The 26,055-nt window shown below is 73.6% G+C and carries 21 protein-coding genes and 1 pseudogene; 11 read left to right on the top strand and 11 right to left on the bottom strand.

Features of this window, described 5'->3' with window-relative positions; all coding sequences use genetic code 11:
• Nucleotides 1-21: 21 nt before the first annotated feature.
• Nucleotides 22-501 (bottom strand): roadblock/LC7 domain-containing protein, encoded by a 480-nt coding sequence (locus HNR61_RS19215; RefSeq protein ID WP_220509477.1) that lies wholly within the window; start codon nt 499-501, stop codon nt 22-24.
• The gene (locus HNR61_RS19210) at nt 468-3,719 is read right to left on the bottom strand and encodes a sensor histidine kinase (protein ID WP_182844496.1); all 3,252 of its coding nucleotides are present in this window, start codon (nt 3,717-3,719) and stop codon (nt 468-470) included. The genes HNR61_RS19215 and HNR61_RS19210 overlap by 34 nt, the downstream gene beginning before the upstream one ends.
• A gap of 672 nt (nt 3,720-4,391) precedes the next feature.
• On the opposite strand from HNR61_RS19210, the gene HNR61_RS19205 reads away from it, so the two are divergent.
• The 9 genes and pseudogenes from HNR61_RS19205 (at nt 4,392) to HNR61_RS19165 (ending at nt 13,576) form a co-directional block, all read left to right on the top strand.
• Nucleotides 4,392-5,375, top strand: coding sequence for an ABC transporter substrate-binding protein (locus HNR61_RS19205; protein ID WP_182844495.1), 984 nt, complete (start codon nt 4,392-4,394; stop codon nt 5,373-5,375).
• A complete protein-coding gene (locus HNR61_RS19200; protein WP_182844494.1) occupies nt 5,372-6,148 on the top strand; it encodes an ABC transporter permease in 777 nt (258 codons plus the stop codon). The genes HNR61_RS19205 and HNR61_RS19200 overlap by 4 nt, the downstream gene beginning before the upstream one ends.
• Nucleotides 6,145-6,939, top strand: coding sequence for an ABC transporter permease (locus HNR61_RS19195; protein WP_182844493.1), 795 nt, complete (start codon nt 6,145-6,147; stop codon nt 6,937-6,939). The genes HNR61_RS19200 and HNR61_RS19195 overlap by 4 nt, the downstream gene beginning before the upstream one ends.
• Before the next feature lie 64 nt (nt 6,940-7,003).
• Nucleotides 7,004-8,266 (top strand): flavin-dependent oxidoreductase, encoded by a 1,263-nt coding sequence (locus HNR61_RS19190; RefSeq protein WP_182844492.1) that lies wholly within the window; start codon nt 7,004-7,006, stop codon nt 8,264-8,266.
• A 105-nt stretch (nt 8,267-8,371) separates the two neighbouring features.
• Nucleotides 8,372-9,121 (top strand): annotated as a pseudogene (locus HNR61_RS50470) (ABC transporter ATP-binding protein); the annotation flags it as partial.
• Nucleotides 9,122-9,718: 597 nt separating this feature from the next.
• Nucleotides 9,719-10,693: an ABC transporter substrate-binding protein gene (locus tag HNR61_RS19180; RefSeq protein WP_182844491.1), complete on the top strand. Its 975-nt coding sequence runs from the start codon at nt 9,719-9,721 to the stop codon at nt 10,691-10,693.
• A 10-nt stretch (nt 10,694-10,703) separates the two neighbouring features.
• Nucleotides 10,704-11,489 carry an ABC transporter permease gene (locus tag HNR61_RS19175; protein WP_182844490.1) on the top strand — a complete coding sequence of 262 codons (786 nt, stop codon included), beginning with the start codon at nt 10,704-10,706 and terminating at the stop codon, nt 11,487-11,489.
• Nucleotides 11,486-12,259, top strand: coding sequence for an ABC transporter permease (locus HNR61_RS19170; protein WP_182844489.1), 774 nt, complete (start codon nt 11,486-11,488; stop codon nt 12,257-12,259). Before HNR61_RS19175 ends, HNR61_RS19170 begins: the two co-directional genes overlap by 4 nt.
• Before the next feature lie 39 nt (nt 12,260-12,298).
• Nucleotides 12,299-13,576, top strand: coding sequence for a flavin-dependent oxidoreductase (locus HNR61_RS19165; protein WP_182844488.1), 1,278 nt, complete (start codon nt 12,299-12,301; stop codon nt 13,574-13,576).
• Here the strand turns inward: HNR61_RS19165 and HNR61_RS19160 are convergent.
• The 9 genes from HNR61_RS19160 to HNR61_RS19120 all read right to left on the bottom strand — a co-directional run bounded on the left by HNR61_RS19160 (nt 13,560) and on the right by HNR61_RS19120 (nt 23,701).
• On the bottom strand, nt 13,560-13,949 hold the full coding sequence (locus tag HNR61_RS19160) for a hypothetical protein (protein ID WP_182844487.1): 390 nt from the start codon (nt 13,947-13,949) through the stop codon (nt 13,560-13,562). The genes HNR61_RS19165 and HNR61_RS19160 overlap by 17 nt on opposite strands.
• 17 nt (nt 13,950-13,966) lie before the next feature.
• Complete coding sequence (locus HNR61_RS19155) at nt 13,967-15,643, bottom strand: bifunctional 3'-5' exonuclease/DNA polymerase (RefSeq protein ID WP_182844486.1); 1,677 nt, start codon at nt 15,641-15,643, stop codon at nt 13,967-13,969.
• 111 nt (nt 15,644-15,754) lie between these two features.
• Nucleotides 15,755-16,270, bottom strand: a complete 516-nt coding sequence (locus HNR61_RS19150; RefSeq protein ID WP_182844485.1) for a DUF4234 domain-containing protein — start codon at nt 16,268-16,270, stop codon at nt 15,755-15,757.
• An 81-nt stretch (nt 16,271-16,351) separates the two neighbouring features.
• A complete protein-coding gene (locus tag HNR61_RS19145; protein ID WP_312897969.1) occupies nt 16,352-17,893 on the bottom strand; it encodes a metallophosphoesterase family protein in 1,542 nt (513 codons plus the stop codon).
• A 98-nt stretch (nt 17,894-17,991) separates the two neighbouring features.
• Entirely contained in the window at nt 17,992-19,650 is a 1,659-nt protein-coding gene (locus HNR61_RS19140) for a monocarboxylic acid transporter (protein WP_182844484.1), read from the bottom strand.
• Nucleotides 19,647-20,087, bottom strand: coding sequence for a DUF485 domain-containing protein (locus HNR61_RS19135; RefSeq protein ID WP_182844483.1), 441 nt, complete (start codon nt 20,085-20,087; stop codon nt 19,647-19,649). Before HNR61_RS19135 ends, HNR61_RS19140 begins: the two co-directional genes overlap by 4 nt.
• A gap of 238 nt (nt 20,088-20,325) precedes the next feature.
• On the bottom strand, nt 20,326-20,724 hold the full coding sequence (locus HNR61_RS19130) for a YccF domain-containing protein (protein WP_182844482.1): 399 nt from the start codon (nt 20,722-20,724) through the stop codon (nt 20,326-20,328).
• A gap of 475 nt (nt 20,725-21,199) precedes the next feature.
• Nucleotides 21,200-22,090, bottom strand: a complete 891-nt coding sequence (locus HNR61_RS49955; RefSeq protein ID WP_182844481.1) for a diacylglycerol/lipid kinase family protein — start codon at nt 22,088-22,090, stop codon at nt 21,200-21,202.
• 3 nt (nt 22,091-22,093) lie between these two features.
• The gene (locus HNR61_RS19120) at nt 22,094-23,701 is read right to left on the bottom strand and encodes an FAD-binding oxidoreductase (RefSeq protein WP_182844651.1); all 1,608 of its coding nucleotides are present in this window, start codon (nt 23,699-23,701) and stop codon (nt 22,094-22,096) included.
• Between the two features lie 64 nt (nt 23,702-23,765).
• On the opposite strand from HNR61_RS19120, the gene HNR61_RS19115 reads away from it, so the two are divergent.
• Both HNR61_RS19115 and HNR61_RS19110 read left to right on the top strand, forming a co-directional pair.
• Entirely contained in the window at nt 23,766-24,362 is a 597-nt protein-coding gene (locus HNR61_RS19115; RefSeq protein WP_182844480.1) for a TetR/AcrR family transcriptional regulator, read from the top strand.
• Complete coding sequence (locus HNR61_RS19110) at nt 24,359-25,900, top strand: glycerol-3-phosphate dehydrogenase/oxidase (protein WP_182844479.1); 1,542 nt, start codon at nt 24,359-24,361, stop codon at nt 25,898-25,900. Before HNR61_RS19115 ends, HNR61_RS19110 begins: the two co-directional genes overlap by 4 nt.
• Nucleotides 25,901-26,055 lie beyond the last annotated feature (155 nt).

The following is a 26,055-nucleotide window of genomic DNA, read 5'->3' as shown; positions in this document are numbered from 1 at the left end:
CCTCCGTCAGAGTCAGTCAGGTCAGTAGCGGGCCGGTCCGGCGCCCATCTCCGGGACCGGCGGTCCCCCGTAGGGCGACTTGTCGGGGGCCCCTCGCAGCGCCGGGGTGAGCACGCGTCCCACCCGCTCCACCAGCAGGGTCATCTCGTAGGCCACCAGACCCAGATCGCAGTCGGGCGCGGCCAGCACGGCGAACACCGCGCCGTTGGCGATCGACATCACGAACAGCAGCCCGCGGTCCATCTCGACGACGGTCTGGCTCACGCCGCCCGCGTCGAAGATCTTGGCGGCGCCCTGGGTGAGGCTCATCAGACCCGACGCGATGGCCGACAGCTGGTCGGCGCGCTCCGGCGGGAAGCCCGCCGAGTAGGCCATCGGCAGGCCGTCGGAGGAGACCACCACGGCGTGCGCGACCTTCGGGACGCTGTCCGCGAAGTTCGTCACCAACCAGTTGAGATCCTGCCCGTTCACCGGGTTCCTCCTGTCTCTCCGTCGTTCCATGACGACGGACCCTCACCTGACGTGTCGGCCGGCCCGGTTCCCCGCACGTGGCTGCGGCCACGGTTGACTCCGCGCTGCAAGCTCGCGAAGCGGTTGCGGACGTTGTCGGCCGACTGTTCCCGGGCCGGTTCCCGCGGCGGTGCCGCGGGAGCGGGGCCGGCCTGGGAGCGCTGGGCGCTGACCGCGCCGGGCACCCGGTTCTTGCCGGGGACCCGCTTGGGCAGCCCGACGGCGGTGCGATCGCCCGCCACCGGCTTGGCGGCCGCCTCGGCGGCCTGGAAGCCCGCGTCGGCGGGCGAGGACCAACCCTTCATCGGATCCTCCGGCACCGCGTCGTCGTCCCGGCGCTGGAACCACTCCGACTGCATCGCGTCGAAGATCGGCGAGCGCTGGGGCCGCTGCGCGGGGGGCCGCTGGCGCGGCGGGGCCGGTTCGGCGGGCCGCGTCTGGTCGTTCCGCCGGGTCGGTTCGGTCTGCTGGACGGGCGGCTCGGGGATCGGTTCCTCCAACGTGAACGGCTGGTTCGCGGGCGGACGCTCCCCCCACCGGTCCTGTGGTTCGGCCGGGACCCGGTCGTGCGGGCCGGTGTCCCAGGACACCTGCCGGGGGGGCTCGGGGCGCTGCGGCGCGGGCCGGGGAACCTCCGGCTGGGCCTCGGGCACGACCGGGGTCGGCCGCTCGGGACGCCGTCCCTCGCCCTGCGGCCGGGAGCGGCCGGGCAGGTGCGAGCCGGGCTGCCGCTGGGGCAGCCCGCCGGAGGCGGCCTCGTGGCCGGAAGCGTCGTGGTCGGCGGCCGGGTGGTCCGGGTACTCGGGGTACTCGCCGGTCCCGCCCGCCTGCGGGGTCGGTCCGGTGTCGGCGGGCGCGCGGTGCGCGCCGGTGCCGTTCACCGAGCGGAGCTCGCCGGTGTCGCCGAACGCCCGGTGCGAGCCGGTGTCGTTCAGGGCGCGGTGCGAGCCGGTGTCGCCGAAGGCGCGGTGCGAGCCGGTGTCGCCGAACGTGCGGTAGGAACCGGACTCGCCCGGCCCGCGGTACGCGCCGGAGTCGTCCGCGGCCCGGTGGGAGCCGGACTCGTCCACGGCGCGGTAGGAGCCGGACTCGCCGACGGCCGGGAAGCCCCCGGTGTCGCGGCGCGGCGCCGGCCGCCCGAACTCGTCCTCGCGCTGGTACCGGCCGCCGCCCGGGACGGGCGGTCCGTCCGGCGCGGGGGGCTCGGCCAGCGCGACCGGCGCGGCGGCGGCCGGCACCGGGCCGGACGACGCCTCGGGGAAGGCGGCCATCTCGTGGGGGCGCTGCTCGGGGCCGCCGAAGGCGCGCGAGCCCACGCCGCCCGCCTCGGTCGGGGTGACCAGGGTGTCGGGCAGGATCACGAACGCGGTCAGGCCGCCGCCCTGCGCGGCGCGCAGCTCGACGCGGATGCCGTGCCGGATCGCCAGGCGGCCGACCACGAACAGGCCCATGCGGCGGGCGGCCGAGAAGTCGATGATCGGCGGGTTGGCCAGGCGCCAGTTGGCCTGCTCCAGCTCCTCGGGCGACATGCCGACGCCGTTGTCGTTGATCTGGAGCATCGCGCCGCCGCCGCTGAGCAGCTGGCCCGACACGGTGACCTTGGTGTTCTCGGCGGAGAACACGGTGGCGTTCTCGATCAGCTCGGCCAGCAGGTGGACCAGGTCGTTGACGACGGGGCCGGAGACCCGCATGTCGCCCTGCACGCGCAGCGCGACGCGCTCGTACTGCTCGACCTCCGACAGCGAGGCGCGCACGACGTCGATCAGCGGCACCGGCTGGGTGCGGCGGCGCACCTGCTCCTGGCCGCCGAGGACCAGCAGGTTCTCGCAGTTGCGGCGCATGCGGGTGGCCAGGTGGTCCAGGCGGAACAGGTTGGCGAGCTGCTCCTCGTCGCGCTCGCTCTGCTCCAGCTCCTCGATGAGGCGCAGCTGGCGTTCGATGAGCGACTGGCTGCGGCGCGACAGGTTGACGAACATCGCGTTGATGTTGCCGCGCAGCACGGCCTCGTCGGCGGCCAGCCGGACCGCCTCGCGGTGGACCTCGTCGAACGCCCGCGCCACTTCACCGATCTCGTCGGTGGAGTCGATGTCGATCGGCTCGACCTCGATGCCGCCGGCGGCGGCCTCGGGGTCGCGCAGCCGGTCGACCAGGCCGGGCAGCCGGGTGCCGGCGACCTCCAGCGCGCCGCCGCGCAGCCGCCGCAGCGGGCGCACCAGCGACCGGGCGACCAGCACCGTGGTGAACAGGACGATGATCAGGACCGCCGCCAGCAGGGCCGCGTCGCGGATCGCGCCGGTGGTGGCCTCGTCGCGCAGCTGGGTGCTGCGGTTGGTCAGCGAGCGCGCCAGGGCCGCCTCGACGGTGCGGGCGCGGTCGGTGCGGGCGCCCATGTCCTGGTTCCAGCCCGCGACCCGGGAGGGGCCGAGCGGGCTGATCGACAGGTTGGCGTTGGAGCGGGCCTTGACCATCGCGGTGACCCGGGTGTACTCGGCGCGGTCCAGCTCGGGGCCGGTGACGGTGTCCTCGTACAGCTGCCGCTGCGCGGGCGAGGCCGCCGAGCGGAACGTGGTCAGCGAGCTCTCCCACTCCGAGCGCGCCTTGTCCATCGCCGCCAGGTCGCCGGCGTTGAACCGCCTCGCCCACAGCGCGATGTTCAGCAGCGACTGCTCGCGGGAGGCGGCGTCCTTGGCGCGCGCCAGCACCGACAGCGCCAGCGCGTTCTGCGCCAGGTCGGTGCGCGGCGCGCCCTGGGCGAGCTGGATGTGGAAGGAGTTCAGGTCGGTGACGGCGTCGGAGTACTTCTCGTTGATGGCGCTGGCGCCCATGCGCTGGGAGAGCAGGCGCAGCGAGGCGAGTCCGTCGACGCGGGTGACGGTGTTGCCGATCACCAGCTTCAGCCGCGGCACGTCGGTGGTGTCCACCTCGCCGGCGGCGGCGCGGACCCGGGCGGCGGCCTGGTCGACCGCCTGCTGGCTGCGCTCCACCGCCTCCTCGCCGCTGCGGCCGCCCGAGGCGGCGCGCTCGACGAGCGCGGTGCGCTCGGCCTGCAGCTCGTGCGACATCTGGGCCAGCCGCTCACCGAACGTGGCCAGCTTCTCCATCCGCTGGAAGCTCTGCGCGTCCTGCCAGGCGACCGAGACGCGGTAGCCGGCCAGCAGCGCGGCGACCGTCGTGGGGATCGCGATCAGGGCGAAGAGGCGGACCGACACCCGCCAGTTACGCAGCCGGAACCGGCCCGACCGCGTGCCCCCGGGACCGGGGTCTGCGCTGGTCGGCGGGGACGCCTGGGGTGTCTCTGGGGACTCGGGGAGTCCTTGCGCTTTCGGCACTGCCCTCCGCTACCTCTCACCGCGTTCTCTGGTTCCCGGCGCGACCGTGATCTCGCTCCTCGTCGCGCGGTGCCCGTGTGGCCCGCGCCCGACGAGCGCGGAACATTGCAACACAGAGCGACCGCCAGAGCCAACCCGAACGATCACAATGACGGTATTTTCGGTGTGGACCACCGCAAGGTACGGCACAACGCCGGTCGGCTCGACAGGGGGAGCCACGGGCGGAACGGCCCGCCAGATGGGGCCCGGAGGGGCCACACCGGCACACCGTACTCCCGGATGCCCCCGATCATTACACACGGCGGTGGCCGCATACGTCACAATTGACCCCAATTGATCCATGCAGCCCCTCCCTCACCGGAGTCGGTAATGGACCGATCGCGGCGAGTATCCCTCCGGGAGGGATGCTCGAAATCTTCGTCAGAAGGACATCAACATGTGATCTTTCCGGCCGATCTCCCCGGTCACAGGCCAGTTGGGGGTGCGCTACGCTCCCGCACTGGTTGAAAGATCACTTTCATCTCACGTCATCCCCCGCAAGCTGGAGCAGACATGCCTGCCATCCGTCGCCGTTCCGCCGTCCTCAGCGGAGTCCTCGCCCTTGCGGTCGCGGCCACCGCCACCGCCTGTGGTGGCGATGACAAGCCCAAGTCCGCCAACGGGCTGGAGAAATCGGAGATCAAGGTCGGCACGATGCCGGTCGGTGACACCGCCCCCCTGCAGCTGGCCATCAGCAAGGGCCTGTTCAAGGCCGAGGGGCTCACCGTCAAGACCGAGACCATCGCCGGCGGCCAGGAGGCCATCCCGAAGCTCAAGGGCGGCCGGCTCGACATCTCCTTCGCCAACTACGTCTCGCTGTTCTCGGCCGCCGCCAAGAACGACTTCAAGCCGAGGATCGTCGCCGAGGCGTTCCAGAGCGGCCCCAAGACGCACGTGCTGCTGGTCCCCAAGGACTCCAAGATCCGTTCGGTGAAGGACCTGGCCGGTAAGAAGATCGGCGTCAACACCAAGCGCAACGTCTCCACGCTGCTGGTCAGCGCCGCCGCCCAGCCCAACGGCGTCGTGCTGGACGAGGAGAAGAGCTTCGTCGAGGTCCCCCCGCCCAACATGGAGGCGACCCTGAAGTCCGGCAGCGTGGACGCGGTGCAGGCGATCGAGCCGTTCGGCACCCAGATGCAGAGCTCGATCGGCGCCCGCGTGCTGGCCGACCTGTCCTCCGGCCCGACCGCCGACTTCCCGATCGCCGGTTACGCCTCCTCCGACCAGTTCGTCAGCAAGAACCCCAAGACGGTGGCGGCGTTCCAGCGCGCGATGGCCAAGGCCCAGACGATGGCCGCCGACCGCAAGGTCGTCCAGGAGGTCCTGCCGACCTACAGCAGGGGCATCACCCCCCAGATCGCCTCGACGATGAACTTCGGCAGCTACCCGACCTCCCTCAGCGACACCCGTCTCCAGCGCGTCGCCGACGTCATGCTGCAGTTCAAGTACATCCCGAGCCGCCTTGAGGTGAAGCCGCTGCTGGTCACGGGCTCATGAGGCCGCGCCGCCTGCTGCTGGGCGCGCTCGGCGCGCTCGGCGTGATCGCCGCCGCCGAGCTGGCCAGCCGCACCGGCCTGGTCGACCCCGCCGCGCTGCCGCCCGCCTCGACCGTCCTTGCCGAGGCGGGCCGGCTGGCCGCCGACTCCGACTACCTCACCGACCTGGTCGCCACGCTGCGCGTGTGGGCGGGCGGCCTGCTGCTGGCGGTGCTGGTCGCGGTGCCGCTGGGCGTGGTGCTCGGGTCGGTCCCGGCGCTGGGCACCGCCGCCCGGGTGCTGGTGGAGATGTGCCGCCCGATCCCGTCGGTGGCGCTGATCCCGCTGGTGATGGTGCTGTTCAGCTCCGCGACCCAGATGACGATGTCGCTGGTGTTCTACGCCTCGCTGTGGCCGATCCTCGTCAACACGCTGTACGCGCTGCGCGACGTGGACCCGGTCGCCAAGGAGACGCTGGCGTCGTTCGGGTTCGGGCGGCTGTCGGTGCTGTGGCGGGTGTCGCTGCCCAGCGCCGCGCCGTTCATCGCGACCGGCGTGCGCATCTCGGCGTCGGTGGCGCTGCTCGTGTCCATCAGCACCGAGCTGCTGGCCGGCGGCGACGACGGCCTCGGCATCTTCCTCACCGAGAGCCAGTCGGGCGGCGGGCAGATCGACGTCATGCTGGCCGTGGCCTGCTGGGCGGGCCTGCTGGGGCTGCTGATCAACGCGCTGCTGGTCGGCGCCGAACGGATGGCGTTCCGCTGGAACACGGCCCGGGTCGAGGGGATCTCATGAGGGCGTTGCGCTGGTCGGTGGAGCGGCTCTGGCTGGTCGCGGCCCTGGTCGTGCTCTGGGAGGTCGGCACCCGCGCGGCGGGCTCCAGCGACTTCCCGCCGCCGTCGCAGATCGTCAAGGGCCTGTACGACCTGTGGTTCTCCGGTCCCGTCTCGCGCGGGTTCCTCACCGAGCGGGCGGTGGACGACTTCTCCACCAGCCTGAGCAACCTGTTCGTCGGGTGGATCCTGGCGGGCCTGGCCGGGGTGCTGCTGGGCGTGCTCGTCGGCCGGTCGGCGGTGCTGAACGAGCTGCTCGACCCGGTCATGCAGTTCGCGCGGGCGATCCCGCCCGCCACCCTGCTGCCGTTCTTCATCATGGTGTTCCAGCTCGGCGCCACCATGCAGATCGTCACGATCGCGTTCGGCGTGGTCTGGCCGGTGCTGCTGAACACCACCGACGGCGTCCGCTCGGTGGAGCGGCTGTACCTGGAGACCGCGCGGGTCTTCAACGTCTCCGCCACCCGCCGGATGACGACGATCATCCTGCCCGCGGCGGCCCCGAAGATCTTCGCGGGGCTGCGGGTCAGCCTGTCGTTCGCGCTGATCCTGATGGTGCTGGCCGAGCTGACCGGCAGCACCGCCGGGCTCGGCGCGCGGATCATCAACGCCCAGCGCGACTTCGAGATGACCCAGCTGTGGGCGGGCATCGTGATGCTGGGCGTGCTGGGCTGCCTGTTCAACGGGCTGTTCGCGCTCCTGGAGAAGCGGCTGCTCGCCTGGCACTCGGGCATCCGGCGGCTGACCACCTGACCCGGCGGGGCGACGGCGCCGGCCGCCGCCCCGCCCGTTCCCGAACGCTTTGGAGAGATGTGACATGCGCGTCCTCATCGCCGGAGCGGGCATCGGCGGGTTGACCACCGCGCTGAGCCTGCACGCCGCCGGCATCGAGGCGGCCGTGGTCGACGCGGCGACCGGGCTGCGGCCGCTCGGCGTCGGCATCAACCTGCTGCCGCACGCCGTCCGCGAGCTCACCGAGCTCGGCCTGGGCGACGCGCTGGCGGCCACCGGCGTCGCGACCGGCGAGATGGTCCACTTCGACCGGCACGGCGGCCGGATCTGGGGCGAGCCGCGCGGCCGGGCCCTCGGCTACGACTGGCCGCAGTACTCGGTGCACCGGGGCGAGCTGCAGATGACCCTGCTGGCGGCGGTGCGGGACCGGCTCGGCGCGGACGCGGTCCGCACCGGCACCGTCTGCGAGGGCTTCGAGCAGGACGGCGCCGCGGTGCGGGTGCGGCTGCGCGACCGGGTGTCGGGCGCCGTCGAGATCGTCACGGCGGACGCGCTGGTCGGCGCGGACGGACTGCACTCGGCGGTCCGCCGCGCCCTGCACCCCGACGAGCCCGCGCCGCTGTGGAACGGCATCCGCATGTGGCGCGGCACCGTCGAGGGCGAGCCGTTCCTGACCGGCCGCACCATGGCGGTGGCGGGCAGCAACACCGCCGCCAAGCTCGTCGTCTACCCGATCGCCGAACGCGGCGACAAGGTCCTGCTCAACTGGGTCGCCGAGGTCAAGCTCGCCGACGGCCGCCCGGTCGGCCCGGCCGACTGGAGCCGCGCCGGACGCCTGGCGGACGTGCTGCCGCACTTCGCCGACTGGCGGTTCGACTGGCTGGACGTCCCGGCCATGCTGGCGGCCACCGACGAGATCCTGGAATACCCGATGGTGGACCGCGACCCGCTGCCGTCCTGGGGCGAGGGCCGGGTGACGCTGCTGGGCGACGCCGCCCACCCGATGTACCCGATCGGCTCCAACGGCGGCTCGCAGGCCGTCATCGACGCCCGCGTCCTGGCCTGGGAGCTCGCGCACGCCGCCGACCCGGCCGCCGGGCTGGCCGCCTACGAGGCCGCGCGCCGCGAGACCGTCAACGCGATCGTGCTGGCGTGCCGCGACATGCCCGCCGACCGCGTCCTGCACACCGTCGGCGAACGCGCCCCCGGCGGCTTCGGGCGCGTCGAGGACGTGCTGACGCCCGAGGAACTGGCCACCATCACCGGCGCCTACCGGCGGACCTCGTTCTCCGACGCGGCGGCCCTCAACGCCCGCCCCTCCCTCACCCCGACCCTCGCCGACCGCTAGCCGTCCGGCGTTACGGTGACTCCCACACGCACGGTCCCCACGGACGGACCCCACGGACGAACCCCCACTGACATCCCCTCGACAGCCCTGGGCACGGTGACACGAATGCTGGAGATCAAGGACCTCACCCACAGTTACGGCGACCACGTCGTGCTGGAGAAGCTGAACCTGGAGGTGGCGCAGGGCGAGCTGGTCAGCATCGTCGGCCCCTCCGGCTGCGGCAAGTCCACCCTGCTGCGCAACATCGCCGGTCTCATCACCCCGACCAGCGGCTCGGTCGTCCTCAACGGCACGCCCATCCAGGGCGTCCCCGACGACCTGGCGGTGGTGTTCCAGGACTACAGCCGGTCGCTGCTGCCGTGGCTGACCGTCCGCGACAACGTGGCGCTGCCGCTGCGCCGCAAGGGCGGCTCCAAGGCCGAGCGCCGCGCCCAGGCCGAGAAGGCGCTGGAGTCGGTCGGGCTGGCCGACGCCGGCAAGAAGTACCCCTGGCAGCTGTCGGGCGGCATGCAGCAGCGCGTGTCGATCGCCCGCGCGCTGGCCTACCGGCCGTCGCTGCTGCTGATGGACGAGCCGTTCGGCTCGGTGGACGCCCAGACCCGCGAGGACCTGGAGGACCTGGTCCTGAAGGTGCACCGGGAGGAGGGCATGACGATCCTGCTGGTCACCCACGACATCGACGAGAGCGTCTACGTCGGCGACCGGGTCGTGGTGCTGGGCCGCAACCCCGGTCGCGTCCGCGCCGAGCTGCCGGTGGAGCTGCCCGCCGACCGCGACCAGATCGGCACCCGCGCCGACGCCGAGTTCGTGCGGCTGCGGGCCGAGGTGGGCAAGCTGGTGCGCGGCGCGGCCGCCGCCGACCCCATGCCCGGCGAGCACGAGCCCGTCGCTGGTACCGCCAAGGACGAGAAGCCCAAGGGCGCCGGCAAGACCAAGCGAGTCAAGAAGGTCAAGAAGGCCGACGAGGCCAAGGCGGACGAGGCCAAGGACGCACCCGAAACCGAGCCCGAGCACGGGCCCGTGGCGGAGGGTGAGAACGGCGATACGGTCGGGGACGAGGCCGAGGAGGCTGTCAAGAAGACGGTCAAGGACGGCGGCGAGAAGGCCGCCGAGGCCGGGACCAGCGACGACGCCGAGGGTGGGACCGCGCGCGGGAACGGGGACGAGAGCGCGGAGCAGACGCCGGAGAAGGCCGAGGACAAGCCCGCGGACGGGGCCGAGGGTGAAGCCGAGGGCGACGCCGCGGACAAGGCCGAGGAGGCCCCGAAGGACGCCAAGGCGGCCAAGGGCGACAAGCCGACGGGCGTGATGTCAGCGGCCAAAGTCAAGAAGTGAATTTGAAAATGTGATCATCTCGTCATCACGGGCCCGCTGACGCCCGCCCCCGCTGCGCTACAGTCCCGGTGATCTTTTCCTGACAGCTTGACCCCTTCTTCCCCCCAAGGAGCGTCAATGCCTTTCAGTTTCACCCCGACCCGGCGCGCCGCACTGGGCGTCCTCCTCGCCGCCGCGCTGCCGCTCAGCGCCTGCGGCGGCGGCGAGGAGAAGCCGAAGAACGGCCTGGAGAAGTCCGAGGTCACGGTGGGCGTCATGCCCATCACCGAGGGCGCCGCGATCCAGATCGCCCAGTCCAAGGGCTTCTTCAAGGCCGAGGGCCTGACCGTGAAGATGCGCCGGATCACCGGCGCGGCCGAGGCGCTGCCGATGCTCAAGGGCGGAGGCCTCGACATCGCCCACGCCGGGCACGTGGGCGTCATCCAGGCCCATGTCCAGGGCGGCTACAAGCTGCGCATCCTGGCCGAGGCCTCGGCCATGACCAAGAACCTCACCTGCATCCTGGTGCCCAAGGACTCCGACATCCGCTCGCCGAAGGACCTGGCGGGCAAGAGGATCGGCACCAACGCCCGGGGCAACCAGACGAGCCTGCTGGTCCGCGCCGCGCTGGCCCCCTACCAGGTGAAGGTCGACGAGCAGAAGAACGTCATCGAGGCGCCCTTCCCCGCCCAGGAGCAGCTTCTGAAGACCGACAAGGTCGACGCGGTCGTGGTGCCCGAGCCGTTCGTCACCCAGATCCAGCAGGCCACCGGCGCGCGCATCCTGACCGACTTCTCCACCGGCCCGACGACCGACTTCCCGATCACGGGCTTCTCCTCGACCGAGCAGTTCGCCACCCAGAACCCCAAGACCGTCGCGGCGTTCCAGCGGGCGCTGGTCAAGGCGCAGAACCTGGCCGCCGACCGGGCGGTGCTCAAGCAGGAGATCCCCAAGTTCACCCAGCTCAGCCCGCAGATCATCGACACGATCAGCATGAACGCCTTCCCCACCTCCACCCGCGCCCAGCGGATCCAGAAGGTGGCCGACGTCATGAAGCAGTTCGAGTACCTCAAAGAGCCGTTCGACGTGAAGTCGATCGTCGTCGAGAACTGATCGGGGACCGATGGCTCTCACGCGTACCGCCCGGCTCGCCCTCGGCGCGGCCGGAACGGTGGGCGCGGTCGTCGCGGCCGAGCTGGTCACCCGCCTGATCGGCGATCCGTCGCAGGTGCCGCCCGCCACCACCGTGCTGTGGCGGGCGGCCGTGCTGGCCGCCGACGGCGGATACCTGACGCAGGTCGCCGACACGCTGAAGGCGTGGTTCGGCGGCCTGCTGCTGGCCACGCTCGGCGCGGTCGCGCTGGGCCTGGTGCTCAACGCGACGCCGTGGCTGAACGACGCCGCCCGCCTGGTGGTGGAGCTGCTGCGCCCGATCCCCTCGCTGGCGCTGATCCCGCTGGCCATCGTGGTGTTCGGGATGCCCAGCCAGAGCAAGACGGCGCTGGTGTGCTACGCCGCGACCTGGCCCATCCTGATCAACACGCTGTACGCGCTGCGGGACGTGGACCCGGTCGCCAAGGACACGCTGCGCAGCTTCGGGTTCGGCCCGGTGTCGGTGCTGGCGCGGGTGTCGCTGCCCAGCGCCGCGCCGTTCGTGGCGACCGGCGTGCGGATCTCCGCGTCGGTCGGGCTGGTCGTGGTGGTCAGCACCGAGCTGGTCGCCGGGGCCGGGGAGGGCGTCGGCGGCTACCTGATGGACGCCCAGTCCGGCGGTGGCCGGCCCGACCTGATGCTGGCCGGGGCCGCGTGGGCCGGGCTGCTCGGGGCGCTGGTGAACGCCGCGCTGGTGGCGGCGGAGCGGCGGGCGTTCCGCTGGCACGCCGCCCAGACCGGGGAGGCGACGCCGTGACGGTGCTGCGCAGGACCTGGCTGGCGGTGCTGCTGGTCCTGGTGTGGGAGGCGGCCTCCCGCGCCGCCGCCGACGAGTTCTTCCCGCCGCCCTCCCGCATCGTGGCGGCGCTGCACCGCATCTGGCTGACCGGCCCGGCCGACCGGCTGTTCCTCACCGACAAGGCCCTGGAAGACTTCGGCCCGAGCCTGCGGAACCTGTTCCTCGGCTGGGGGCTGGCCACCGTGCTCGGGGTGGTGCTGGGCGTGCTGCTGGGCCGTTCCGAACGCGTCCACGCGGCGCTGGACCCGGTGCTGCAGTTCGGCCGCTCGGTGCCGCCGCCGACGCTGATCCCGTTCCTGCTGGCGGTGCTGGACCTGGGCATGCAGCTGCAGGTCACCATCATCGTGTTCGGCGTGCTGTGGCCGGTGCTGCTCAACACCGCCGACGGGGTGCGGAGCGTGGACCGGCTCCAGCTCGACACCGCCCGCGTGTTCGGCATCACCGGCGCGACCCGGCTGGTCCGGATCGTGCTGCCCGCCGCCGCCCCCAAGATCTTCGCGGGGCTGCGGATCGGGCTGGCCTTCGGGCTGATCCTGGTGGTGGTCTCCGAGCTGGTCGGCGCGACCACCGGGATCGGCGCGCACCTGACCAACGCCCAGCGGAGCTACCAGATGTCCGAGATGTGGGCCGGGATCGTGCTGCTGGGCGTGCTGGGCTGCCTGTTCAACCTGCTGTTCCACCTGGTGGAGCGGCGGACGCTGGCCTGGCACCACGCCGCGCGCGGCTGAGCCGGCGCGACCCGCACGACCGACCGTGGAGGAGTGAGCATGCGCGTTCTGATCGCGGGCGCCGGGATCGGCGGCCTCACCGCGGCGCTGTCGCTGCGCGCCGCCGGGCTCGACGCCCGGATCGTGGACTCGGCGCGGGAGCTGCGGCCGCTCGGCGTCGGCATCAACCTGCTGCCGCACGCCGTCCGCGAGCTCACCGAACTCGGCCTGGGCGACGCCCTGGCCGCCACCGGCCTGCCGGCCGAGGAGCTGGTGCACTTCGACCGGCACGGCAACCGGGTGTGGGGCCAGGCGCGCGGGCGGCGCCTCGGCCACCGCCACCCGCAGTACTTCGTCCACCGCGGCGAGCTGCAGATGGTGCTGCTGGCGGCGGTGCGGGAGCGGCTCGGCGCGGACGCGGTCCGCACCGGCACGGCGGTGACGGGGTTCGAGGACACCGGGACCGGCGTCCGCGTCCGGCTGCGCGACCAGGCCACCGGCGCCGAACGCGAGGAGACCGCCGACGTGCTGGTGGGCGCGGACGGGCTGCACTCGGCGGTGCGGCGCGCCCTGCACCCCGGCGAGGGCGGGCCGCTGTGGAACGGGGTGCGGCTGTGGCGCGGCGTCACCGAGGCCGACCCGTTCCTGACCGGCCGCACCATGGCGGTCCTCGGCACCCGGTTCCGGGCCAAGTTCATCTGCTACCCGGTGTCGCGGGAGGCCGACGGGCGGGGCCGCGCGCTGGTGAACTGGCTGGGCGAGGTGCAGGAGCCGACCACCGAGCTGACCGAGATCGCCGACTGGGACCGCACCGGGCGGCTGGCCGACGTGCTGCCGTACTTCGCCGACTGGAAGGTGCCGTGGCTGGACGTGCCGGGGCTGATTCGCGGCGCGGACCGGATCCTGGAGTACCCGATGGTGGACCGCGACCCGCTGCCGTTCTGGAGCCGGGGCCGGGTGACGCTGCTGGGCGACGCCGCCCACCCGATGTACCCGCTGGGGTCCAACGGCGGCTCGCAGGCCGTCGTGGACGCCCGCGTGCTGGCCTGGGAGCTGGCGCGCGCCGACGGCCCGGTGGAGGGGCTGGCGGCCTACGACGCGGCCCGCCGGGAGGAGGTGAACGCGATCGTGCTGGCCAACCGGACCAACCCCGGCGACGCGATCCTCGACGCGGTCGCCGAGCGCGCCCCGGACGGCTTCGACCGGATCGAGGACGTGCTGACGCCGGAGGAGCTGGTCCCGCTGGAGGGCGGCTACCGGCAGATCACCCACACCGACGCGGTCGACGGGGACTCGCCCTGGACGGTGCGGCCGGACGGGGTCACCTCCGGCGTCTGAGCCGGGCCCGGCGGCGGTCCGGCGGGGCGTCGCGCCACCGGTAGCGGTCGCCGGACCAGGCCGCCGCCTGCTCGGCGACGTCGAGCGGCGCGGCGTGCAGGACGCGGCGGGAGACGTCGAACTCCTCGAACAGGCCGGTGTCCAGCAGCGCGTCGCCGAGGGCCCCGTCCAGCGCCGTGAGCGCGGCCAGCGGGCTCGCGCCCTCCAGCACGGCGCGGACCAGCACGGTGTTGCCGGGCCCCTCGGCGACGTCCGGGGAGTCGGTCACGCGCCGCCGGGACAGCGCGTCGGCCAGCGCGGCGCGGGCGTCGTCGCGCTCGTCGCGCTGGCCTCCCGCGTAACGGATCTCGATGAGCCCGGCGTACACCACCATGACGGCATTGTGCGCCCCTACTTGGCGTCCGCGTAGGCGTCGACGACCGCGATCTCCATGGGGAACACGACCGGGGTCCGCCTGAACAGCAGCCGTCCCGCCTCCTCGGCGGCGGCGCGGATCTCCCCGGCGACGCGGTCGGCCAGCCCGGCGGGGGTGTGCACGAGGACCTCGTCGTGCTGGAAGAACACCAGGTGCGGGAGGCCGAGCGCGCGCAGCCGCAGCCGCAGGGTCGCCAGCAGCACCAGCGCCCAGTCGGCGGCGGTGGCCTGGACGACGAAGTTGCGGGTGAAGCGGCCCCGGCCGCGCAGCGCCGACGCCGACCGCTCGTCGCCGGTCGCGGTCAGCGCCCGCCAGTCCGCCGAGGGCGGCGGGCAGGTGCGGCCGAGCCGGGAGCGGACGAGCTGGCCGCGCTCCCCCGCCCGCGCCGCCGCCTCCACGTACCCGAACGCGTCGGGGAAGCGCCTCTTCAGCACCGCCAGGAGCTGCACCGCCTCCCCGGTGCCGCCGCCGTACATCGCCGACAGCAGCGCGAGCTTGGCCTTCTCCCGGGCGGTCAGCCCCCCGCCGTCCGGGAACGCGTCCGACAGCGCCGCGTACAGGTCGCCCTGCGCGGCGGCGTCGGCGAACGCCCGGTCCCCCGCCAGCGCCGCCAGCACCCGCGGCTCCAGCTGGGCGGCGTCCGCGACGACCAGGGACCATCCCGGATCGGCGACGACGGCCCGGCGCAGCACGCGCGGGATCTGCAGCGCGCCGCCGCCGTTGGTGGCCCACCGCCCCGACACCACGCCGTCGACCACGTACTCGGGCCGGAACCGCCCGTCGCGCACCCACGTGTCCAGCCACGTCCATCCGTGCGCCGTGTACAGCCGCGCCAGCTCCTTGTACTCCAGCAGCAGCGGAACCGCCGGATGGTCGACCCGCCTGAGCACGTGCGCCCGCGTGGAGGCGACCGGCAGCCCGGCGGCGGCGAACGCCTTCACGATCTGCGCCGGGGAGTCGGGGTTGACCGGGGTCCGCCCGCCGAACGCGGCGTTGATCCGGTCGGCGAGCTCCTGGAGCCGGCGGGGCCGCAGCCCGCCGCCCGGCCGGGGGCCGAGCATCTCGGTCAGCAGCGCGTCGTGCCGCTCGGCCGACCACGGCAGCCCGTCGTGGCCCATCTCGGCCGCGACCAGCGCGCCCGCCGACTCGGCCGCCGCCAGGAGCGTGAACCCCTCGATCCCGGCGACGCGCCGCAGCTGCTCGGCGTACACGCCCGCGACCTTCGCGATGTCGTCGCCCGCCGGGGTCTCCTCGCCGGGCGGGCCGCCGTCGAGCAGCGCGTCGTCGAACAGCGACGCCTGCGGCGGCGCCTCCTCCGGCCGCCGGTCCTCGGGCACGGGCTCGCCCCGCATCCGCGCCCAGGCCGCCGCGACCGACCGGGGCTCCCCGTACCGGCCCGCGTGCCCCGACAGCAGGCTCTCGACGAGCTCCAGGTCGTGGCAGCGCGCCACCCGGACCCCGGCGCGCAGCAGCGCCGGGTACGCCCGCGCGGTCGAGGCCCACACCCAGCGCGGCGCGTCGGTACGTTCCCGCGCGGCGACCGCGGCCACCAGGTCGGCGACGGTCTCGGGCTCCCCCGCGGGCGCGCCGTCCTCGGCGAGGGCCTGGAGCGTGCCCCCGCCGCCGGCTCCGACGGCCACCGCGATCCTCACCGGATCATTCTCGCGCCCGCCACCGACAGAACGGAAAAACCCCTCCGCGCCCGGGGGAGGGCGCGAAGGGGCGGCGCGGTCAGGGGAGGGGACGCGTGGGAAGGGGACGCGTCAGGCGGCGAGCGGGACCTGCTGGCCGGCCTGGGCGCCCTGGTAGCGGTCGACGACCTTGTTCAGCTCGATCTGGTAGTACAGGACGCCGAAGCCGAAGATGCCCAGCAGGAAGCCGAGCGCGGCGTTGCAGCTGCCCGGCAGGCCCGCGGCGCGCTGCGCCTGGGAGATCCGCCCGGCCAGCTTCACCCACATCACCAGCGGCCAGATGCCGAGCGTGATGAACCCGAACAGCAGCGACAGCAGCGCGTTGACCGCGGAGTTGCCGATGCGGCGGTCGTAGCCGTGCAGTTCCTCGTGCACCTTGTAGAACCAGACCAGGCCGTAGATCCCGAGCGTGATCATCGGGAGGCCGAGCCAGGCGCCCAGGGGGTTGCGGCGCTTCATCTGGTAGCCGGCGCCGACCGGCTGGGGAGCGTGCTGGGGCGCGTGCTGCGGCAGCGGGGCCTGGGCGTGTCCGGCCTGGGCGTGCTGCTGCTGGTAGGGCTGTCCCTGGCCTTGCTGGGGGTAACTCATGGCGGACGAATCTACGGGAGGAACATCCGCCAAACCGGCCGATCCCCCTTCTTGTTACCCAACTGTCAGGTTCACGGCCGATCAGGTGTCGCCGGACGGGCTCCGCAAGGGGATCGTCACCTCGTCCTCGCACGGCGGATCGGTCTCCTGGTCGCCGCAGCCGGTGACGGCGAAGCAGCGGATCCGCAGCTCGGCCCCGGTGACGTCGATCCGCAGGAAGCTCTTGAAGAACGGCGGCCGGTCCCAGTCGGCCAGCTCCGACCGGAACCGCTGCGGCAGCCGCTTCACCGGCAGCCGCAGCCTGCGCCGCCCTCCCCCGGCGCGCGGCACGCCCAGCAGGGCGGCGACCAGCAGCGCCCGCCGCGACGGCCGCGGGGCCTCCCCGTCCCCGTAGGACCGCGCCGGGGTGATCCCGAGGCGGTGCCGGACGGCGGCGGTCGCCTCCCGCGGCGTCAGCTCGAACAGCCCCGGCAGCCGCAGCACCCGCCCGTACAGCCTGCTGTAGCGCGACAGCGAGTCCCCGCGCAGCGGGTAGCAGCGGAACGCGTCCTCGTCCACCAGCCGCGTCCTGGGGATCGTGTGGGTGGCGTGCATGAAGGCGCCGCCCCCGCCCGCGACCACGTACTGGATGACGCGGTCCCCGACCCGGACCGGGTAGCGCTGGTAGTTGTGGATGTCGCCGCCGATCGCCGCGACGTAGTGGTGCGCCGGGTCCGCCACGATCTCGTCGACGGTCCCGCCGCCCTCGATCGGGCACGGCCTCACCCGGTCGTCCACCCGCAGCGGCTTGCCGGTGATCAGCAGTTTCGGCTTGGGCCCGGCCGACACCCCGCGCAGCCAGCGGCCCTGGTCGGCGTCGATGGTCCCGGTGATGCCGGTGTCGATGCCCACGATCCGCAGCGACGGGGTGTCGATCGTCCAGTACGGTCCGGGCTGCGTCGCCCGCTGCGCGGGCGCGCCCCGGTGCTCGCGCCGCGCCCGCGCCAGCTCGGCCTCGTCGACCGCGCCGGGCCGCCGCCACAGCAGCCTCGGCACCAGCCCCAGCGGCCCCTGCCACCGGTCGGGCAGGCAGTCGGCCGTCAGGTCGCAGAACACGTGCAGGAAGCCGCGCAGCCCGTCGTACCAGTCGTGGTTGCCGGGCACCGCGTAGATCGGCCCCGGGTAGTCGCGGTAGGGCCGGAAGAACTTCTCCGGGTAGTCGGCGGCGTCGCCGGCCGGGTAGATGACGTCGCTGGCGATCACCATGAAGTCGGTGTCGGCGCCGGCGTTCAGCAGCGGCGGCACCACCGCGTACTGCGACCGGTCGCCCTCGCCGGTGTCGCCCGTCAGCAGGAACGAGAACTCCGCCGCCTGCCGGTGCATCGTGAACCCGGCGGGGGTGCCGCGCTCGGTGAGGGCCGCCACGCAGCGGCGGCGGATGGCGTTGGAGGGGTCGCCGAACAGGTGCGCGACCACGTCGTTGCGCGACCGCCACAGCACCAGCGGGCGGCGCCAGGAGAACGCCGGCACCCGTTCGGGCAGCAGGTCCTCGAAGCTCCCCGGCGTCCGGCAGCTCCATCCCGCTCCCGCCTCCGACTGCCGCGAGTTGCCCGAGGCGGGGGACGCGGAACGGTCTCCGGACACAGAAAACCTCCGGGGGGTAGGGGGTGGTCTCACCCTTCCCCGGAGGTGATCTGCGCGTCAAGCCGTTCGGCGCGCCCCCGCGCGAAACGGGTTCGCGGTCAGTGCGCGCCGGTCCCGGTGAGCGCCCGGACCTCCAGCTCGGCGAACTTGTCGTCGGTCCTCTCCTTGGACAGGACCGTGCCGAGGTAGGCGCACAGGAACCCGACCGGGATGGAGATCAGACCGGGGTTCTGCAACGGGATCATCGCGACGACCGTGTCGCTGAACAGCGCGGTCGGGTTGCCCGCGGGCAGGGTGGAGGACTTGCCGCCCCAGCAGATCGGGCTGAGCAGCACCACGCCGAGCGCCGAGATCAGGCCGCCGTAGATGCCCGCGACCGCGCCGACGGTGTTGAACCGCTTCCAGAACAGCGAGAACAGCAGCGTCGGCAGGTTCGCCGAGGCGGCGATCGCGAAGGCCAGGGCCACCAGGAACGCCACGTTCATCCCGCGCGCGAAGATCGACAGCACGATCGCCACCGCGCCGATCACCAGCGCGGCGATCTTCGCCATCTTCACCTCGTCGCGCTCGGTGGCGTTCCCGCGGCGCAGCACGTTGGCGAAGATGTCGTGGGAGAACGAGGAGGACGAGGCGAGGGTGAGCCCGGCGACCACGGCCAGGATCGTCGCGAACGCCACCGCCGCGATGATCGCCAGGAACACCGCGCCTCCGGTGGAGCCCGCGCCGCCGCCGAGGGTCTCGGCCAGCTGTGGCGCCGCGGTGTTGCCGCCCTTGTCCTGCGCGGCGATCGCCTTGCCGCCGACCAGCGCCGCCGCGCCGAACCCGATCACCAGGGTCATCAGGTAGAACGCGCCGATGATGCCGATCGCCCAGTTCACCGAGGTGCGCGCGGCGCGCGAGTTCGGCACGGTGTAGAAGCGGATCAGGATGTGCGGCAGGCCGGCGGTGCCCAGCACCAGCGCCAGGCCGAGCGACAGCAGGTCCAGCTTGGACCACATGTCGGTGGCGCCGTACCGCAGGCCCGGCTGCAGGAACGCGTCGCCCTTGCCGCTCTTGGCGGCGGCGTCGCCCAGCAGGCTCGACAGGTTGAAGCCGTACTTGGACAGCACCCAGACCGTCATGACGAACGCGCCGGTCATCAGCAGCACGGCCTTGACGATCTGGACCCAGGTGGTGCCCTTCATGCCGCCGACGGTGACATAGAAGATCATCAGGGCGCCGACGATGACGATGGTCCAGATCTTGGTGGCCTCGCTCTGCGAGCCGAGCAGCAGGGTCACCAGCGAGCCCGCGCCGACCATCTGCGCCAGCAGGTAGAAGATCGACACGACGATGGTCGAGATGCCGGCCGCCGCGCGGACCGGGCGCTGCCGCATCCGGAACGCCAGCACGTCGGCCATGGTGAACCGGCCGGAGTTGCGCAGCAGCTCGGCGATCAGCAGCAGCGCCACCAGCCACGCGACCAGGAACCCGATCGAGTAGAGGAACCCGTCGTAGCCCGACAGCGCGAACATGCCCGCGATGCCGAGGAACGAGGCGGCCGACATGTAGTCACCGCCGATCGCCAGGCCGTTCTGCATGGCCGAGAACGACCGGCCGCCCGCGTAGTAGTCGGCGGCGGTGCGGGTCTGCCGGCTCGCCCACACGGTGATGTAGAGGGTGACCGCCACGAAGAGGGCGAACAGCACGAGGGAGAACGTGCGGTGCTCGTTCTCGGCCGCCGCCAGCACCGGCGCGGCCAGCGTCTGGCGGATCATCGCTCGTCCTTCCTGGGGCCCTGGTCCTCGGGACCGTTCTCGGGGGTGGTCTCCGGGCCGTTCTCGACGGCGGCCTGGTCGGCGCGGGCGGCGACACCGGAGGTGTCGACGGACGCGGCCAGGGGTTCCAGCTTCCGGCGGGCGTACCGCTCGTACAGCACCGCGATGGCGAACGTCGAGACGAACTGCAGCAGACCGAACACCAGGGCGACGTTGACCTCGCCGACCACCTTGGTGCCCATGAACCCGCGCGCGTACGCCGACAGCACCACGTACAGCAGGTACCAGACGAGGAACGCGACCGTCATGGGGAAGACGAAGCGGCGGAACGCCGCGCGGAGCCGTTGGAACTCCACGCTCTGCTCGATCCGCAGATACGCGCCGTTGTCGTCGCCGCCGCCACCTGCGGGTCCGGGTCCGGATGCCTTTGTTGTCACATGCACCTCCGGCAAATGATCACACCCCCGAATGGTCTCTGTCCGTGAACGGCGGCCACGATGCCCCACGGAAGTGGCCGGTGAAGGCCATTTGACCAAAAGCTTGGTTGGGGTGGAGAGGGGGGAGATCCAGTCGATGCGGTGCCGATGCCGGAACGAGATCTACGCCACAATTCGCACCGGTACCGGACGCTCACGCTCCGTCCGGGGGCGGGCGGCCGCGCCCGGACGGCGCCGGTCAGCGCACACCGAACGTCGTCCGGTCGCCGGTCGGCACGATCTCGCGGCCGAGCGGTGTCAGCGACACCGGGATGAGCTTGAAGTTGGCGATCCCGAGCGGGATCCCGATGATCGTCACGCACAGCGCGAGCCCGGTGAGCAGGTGGCCGATCGCCAGCCAGATCCCGGCCACCAGGAACCAGATCACGTTGCCGACCGCCGACCCCGTCCCGGCGTCCGGGCGGCGCGCGATGGTGTTGCCGAACGGCCAGAGCGCGAACAGCGCGATCCGGAACGAGGCGATGCCGAACGGGATCGTGATGATCAGGACGCAGCAGACGATCCCGGCGATCCCGTAGCCGATGGCCAGCCAGAGACCGGACAGGACCAGCCAGACGACGTTCAGCAGGGTGCGCACGGGGCCTTACCCTACGGCCGCGGGCGGCCCGGGACCAGACTTGGTGGCGGGGCGTGTTCCCGGCGCGCGGGGCGGACAGCACGAGGGCCCGGCCGCTCTGGAGCGTCCGGGCCCGGTGGCTGGTCATCTCAGGTCACGCTGCGCACCGGAACGGGTCGGAACCGGGCGGCCGCGACCGCGCGGGTCGGGGGACCGTCCGCGGCGCCCCCGACGAGCGTGGTGGACGCCGGCGCCACCCCCGTAGACACCGGCGCCACCACGGCAAGGGTGCCTGCGGTCATCATGAGTCCCCCCAGAACGGCGAGCTGTCGCCTTCCCATGATGCCTCCACAGACGACCCTGTAGATCCCTCAATCGGGACTAAACACGACGCTATCGGCCTGCCTGTAATGCCTTCGTAAACCAACCCAAATGGAGTGATCAAAAGTCGGACGGGTACGCCGGGGTCCGGTAACGCCCCCTCCGGGTCCCCCGCCTAGGGGGCGAGGACCCGCAGCGCCCCCGGCATGACGCGGGCGGTCACCGGCAGCGTTCCGGGCAGCTCGCCGTCGGCCCCGTAGGGCAGGACGCGGCCCGCCATCGCCGGGGTGTCGGCCAGCTCGATGCGGACCTCCCGGCCGCGCAGCACCTCCACCTGCGGGCGGCGCACGTGCGACCCGTCCGACAGCTCCCGCATGACGCTGAAGAACAGCGGCCTCGGCCCGTGCCGCACGATCACGACGTCGAGCAGCCCGTCGTCCACGCTCGCGCCGGGCGCGATGTGCCGCCCGAAACCGTAGAAGCCGGAGTTGGCGGCGACGACCGTGTAGCCCTGCCGCCGGTACCCGGTCCCGTCGACGGTCACGACGTAGTCGGCGGGCCTCCAGGACAGCACGGCGCGCAGCGCGCCCACGTAGTAGGAGGCCGAGCCGCGCAGCAGCCGCGTCCGGTTGGCGTTGTCGTTGGCGACGGCGTCCACGCCCGCGTAGACGCTGCCGAGGACGGGGGTGCCGTCGGCGTCGATGGCGTCCACGGCGCGGGGCTCGCCCTCCAGCAGCAGCGCGGCGAGCGCGGCCGGGTCGCGCGGGACGCCGAGCTGGCGGGCGAAGTCGTTGCCGCGCCCGGCGGGCACGACGCCGAACACCGCGCCGGTGCCCGCCAGCGCGCCGCCGACGCAGCCGACCATGCCGTCGCCGCCGACGCCCAGCACGACGTGCCCGGCGTCGGCCGCGCCGCGCGCCAGCGCCCTGGCGTGCTCCAGGCCCCGGCTGTACTCCACGACGACCTCGGCCCCGGCCTCGCGCAGCAGCCGGGCCAGCGGGACCAGGGTGGCGGCCGAGGTGGAGCCGCCGGAGGTGGGGTTGACGACCGCCGTGAACGTGCGCACGGGCTACTCCTCGGGGGAAGCGGGGGTGATCAGCACACCGGGGTTGAGGATCCCGGCCGGGTCCAGGCCGTTCTTGACCGCGCGCAGCACGTCCACGCCGAGCGGGCCGATCTCGCGGGCGTACCAGTCGCGGTGGTCGGTGCCGACGCCGTGGTGGTGGCTGATGGTGCCGCCCGCCGCGAGGATCGCGTCGTTGGCGGCGTGCTTGGCCTTCGCCCAGTGCGCGACCGGGTCCTCGCCCTGGGCGGACACGACCGTGAAGTAGAGGGAGGCCCCGGTGGCGTACACGTGCGAAATATGGCACATCACCAGCGGCGGGGTGCCGGCGGCGCCGAGGGTGTCGGTGAGCGCCGCCCGGACGGCCGCGTACAGCCCCGGGACGTCGGCCCAGAACGCGGCGGTCTCCAGGGTCTCGGCGAACGCGCCGACGTCCAGCAGCGCGTCGCGCAGGTAGGGGGCGTTGAAGCGGCCGCGCTCCCACTTCTCCCCCGGCCCGGCGCCGAGGGGCTCGCCGCCCGCGTCGGCGAGGACCGCGCGGACCTTCTCCCGGCGTTCGGCGATCCGGCCCCGGGCGCCCTCGAAGCCGACGACCGCCAGGCAGCCCGAGGCCGCCGACAGTCCCGCGCCGACCGCCGCCGGGTCGGCCAGGCCGATCATCGTCTCGGTCTCGTCGGACAGCCGCAGCACCGCCGGCGGCGGCCCGTCCTGGGCGACCCGGCGCAGCGCCGCCGCGCCGGCCTCGAACGAGGGGAACCGCCAGCCCTCGTAGGCCGACTCCTCCGGCACCGGGTGGATCCGCACGCGGACGGAGGTGATGACGCCGAACGCGCCCTCCGACCCCAGCACGAGCTGGCGCAGGTCCGGCCCGGCGGCCGACCGCGGCGCGCGGCCCAGGTCCAGGGTGCCGCGCGGGGTGGCCACGGTGAGGCCCACCACCATCTCGTCGAAGCGGCCGTACCCGGCCGACGCCTGCCCGCTGGAGCGCGCGGCGGCGAACCCGCCGATGGAGGCCCACTCGAACGACTGCGGGAAGTGGCCGAGGGTGTAGCCGCGCCCGTTCAGCAGCGCCTCGGCCCGCGGGGCGCGCAGCCCCGGCTGGAGGACGGCCGTGCGGGAGACCTCGTCCACCTCGACCAGGGCGTCCAGGCGGCGCAGGTCCAGCGCGACGAACGCCGCGACCCCCCGCGGGGCCAGGCCGCCGACCACCGAGGTGCCGCCGCCGAACGGGACCACGGCGATCCGCCGCTCGGTGCACACCGCCAGGACCGCCAGCACCTCCTCGTGCGAGCCGGGCAGCACCACGGCGTCGGGGGCGTCGGAGGTCTCGCCCGCGCGGATGCGCAGCAGGTCGGGGGTGGACTTGCCGCGGGTGTGCCGCACGCGGGCCTCGGCGTCGGTGCGCACGCGCTCCCCGCCCGCCGCGTCCCCCACCGCGTCGCGCAGCGCGGCCAGGTCGGCCTCGGACAGCCGGGGGTCGGCGAGGGTGATCTCGTGCAGCCCGGCGGGCCGCGCGTCGGCGGGCCGGACGCCCAGCAGGTCGCGCAGCAGCCCGGTCACCGGCTCGGGCAGCGGGGTCGCCTTGGCCGGATCTCCCCAGCCGCTCCAGAGCATGTCCCGCGTCTCCACACCGTCTCCCTCTGTCGTCACCCGGAACGTGTGGCTTACACTGTGACATATGACGTCGAATCGTCACAACAGGACCGATGACGACAGCGTGCTGGACGCCGCCCGCGACTGCGTGCTGGCCGTCGGGGTGCGCCGGACCACGCTGACCGACATCGCCCGCCGCGCGGGCGTGTCCCGGATGACGCTGTACCGGCGCTGGCCGGACGTGCGCACGATCGTCGGCGATCTGATGACCCGGGAGTGGACGGCGCTGGCGACCGCCGCGCAGCCGCCCGACGACGGCCGCCCCACCCGGGAACGCCTGGTGGAGGGCCTGGTCGCCGGGGTGCGGGCCTTCCGCGACCACCCGCTGCTGCGCAAGATCGTCGAGGTGGACCCCGAGCTGCTGCTCCCCTACGTGCTGGACCGGCGCGGCGCGAGCCAGGAGGCGTTCCTGGCGATCCTGGAGGCGGCGGTGCGCGCCGGGCACGCCGACGGCTCGGTCCGCCCCGACCACCCGGTGCGGCAGGCCCGCGCGGTGCTGCTGGTCATCCAGTCGTTCGCGCTGTCGGTCCCGACGATGACCGAGCCCGCCGACCCCGGGCTGTCCCCCGACGCGTTCGACGCCGAACTCCGCCACACCCTGGAGAGGACCCTCGCCCCATGATCTCGCCCGCCCGTTCCTCGCTGAACGCCGAGCGCCGCGCCCGCGAGCTGGACGCCCTTCCCGACGAGGTGGTGGACGTGCTGGTGGTCGGGCTGGGCGCCACCGGCGCGGGGGTCGCGCTGGACGCCGCCGCGCGGGGGCTGTCGGTGGCCGCGATCGACGCGCACGACCTGGCGTTCGGCACCTCCCGCTGGAGCTCCAAGCTGATCCACGGCGGGCTGCGCTACCTGGCGTCCGGGCAGGTGGACGTCGCCCACGAGAGCGCCGTCGAACGCGGGGTCCTCATGGCCCGCACCGCCCCGCACCTGGTGCGCGCGACGCCGTTCGTCCTGCCGCTGACGCCGATGGTGTCGCGCGGGCAGGCGGCGCTGACGTTCGCGGGGCTGCGGGCGGGCGACGCGCTGCGGGCCGCGGCCCGCACGCCGCGGGCGCTGCTGCCCGGCCCGCGCCGCCTGTCGGCGGTGGAGACCCTGCGGGCGGCCCCGGCGCTGCGCCCGCACGGCCTGCGCGGCGGGCTGCTGTCCTGGGACGGGCAGCTCGCCGACGACGCCCGCCTGGTCACCGCGGTCGCCCGCACCGCCGCCGCGCACGGCGCGCGGATCCTCACCCGCGTCCGGGCGCTGACCCTGGACGGCGACGGCGCCCAGGTCCGCGACGAGCTGACCGGCCGGGAGTTCGCCGTCCGCGCCCGCGCCGTGGTCAACGCCGCCGGCGTCTGGGCGGGCGGCCTGGTGGACGGGGTGACGCTGCGGCCCTCGCGCGGCACCCACCTGGTGGTGCGCGCCGAGACGCTGCGCGGCCTCACCACCGGGATGCACGTGCCGGTCCCCGGCTCGACCAGCCGTTTCCTGCTGGTGGTGCCGCAGGGCGACGGGCGCGTCTACATCGGCCTGACCGACGAGCCCGCCGACGGGCCGATCCCCGACGTCCCGGTGCCGACGCCCGCCGAGATCGGGTTCCTGCTGGACGTCCTGGGCTCGGCGCTGGACGCGCCGGTCCGCCGCTCCGACGTGGTCGGCGCGTTCGCGGGGCTGCGCCCGCTGCTGGACGACGCCCGCGGCAGCACCGCCGACATCTCCCGCCGCCACGCGGTGCTGACCGCGCCGAACGGCGTGGTCACGATCGTCGGCGGCAAGCTGACCACCTACCGGCGGATGGCGCAGGACGCGGTGGACCGGGTGGTGGCGGAGCGCTCGCTGAGCGCGGGCCCGTGCCGCACCGCCCGGATCCCGCTGGTGGGCGCGGCCCCGCACGCCGCCCTCGGCGCGCTGGACGCCCCGGCCCGCCTGGTGCGGCGGTACGGCGCCGAGGCCCCGCTGCTGGCGGCGCTGGCCGAGCGGGACCCGTCCCTGCTGGAGCCGGTGGCGCCGGGCCTGCCCGTCCTGCGGGCCGAGCTGGCCTGGGCCGTCCGCCACGAGGGCGCGCTGGACGCCGCCGACCTGCTGGACCGCCGCACCCGGATCGGCCTGGTGGCGGCCGACCGCGCCGCCGCCCTCGCCACCGCCGAAGCGATCGCCGCCGCTCCCGCCCACCGATGAGTTTGGGTGTTTTGTCCTCGGGAACCGATCAGGTCCTCAGGTCAGCGTGCGGAAGATCAAGAGGGGGGGTATGAGGTGTGTCACCACCCGACACGGCACCGAAGTGCATTAGGTTAGCCTGACCTAATTCTCTATCGAGCGACGGGGGAGGATCG

It is taken from the genome of Actinomadura kijaniata (genome assembly GCF_014138665.1).
Classification (GTDB): Bacteria; Actinomycetota; Actinomycetes; order Streptosporangiales; family Streptosporangiaceae; genus Spirillospora; species Spirillospora kijaniata.
This window is presented reverse-complemented; position numbering and strand designations above follow the sequence as displayed.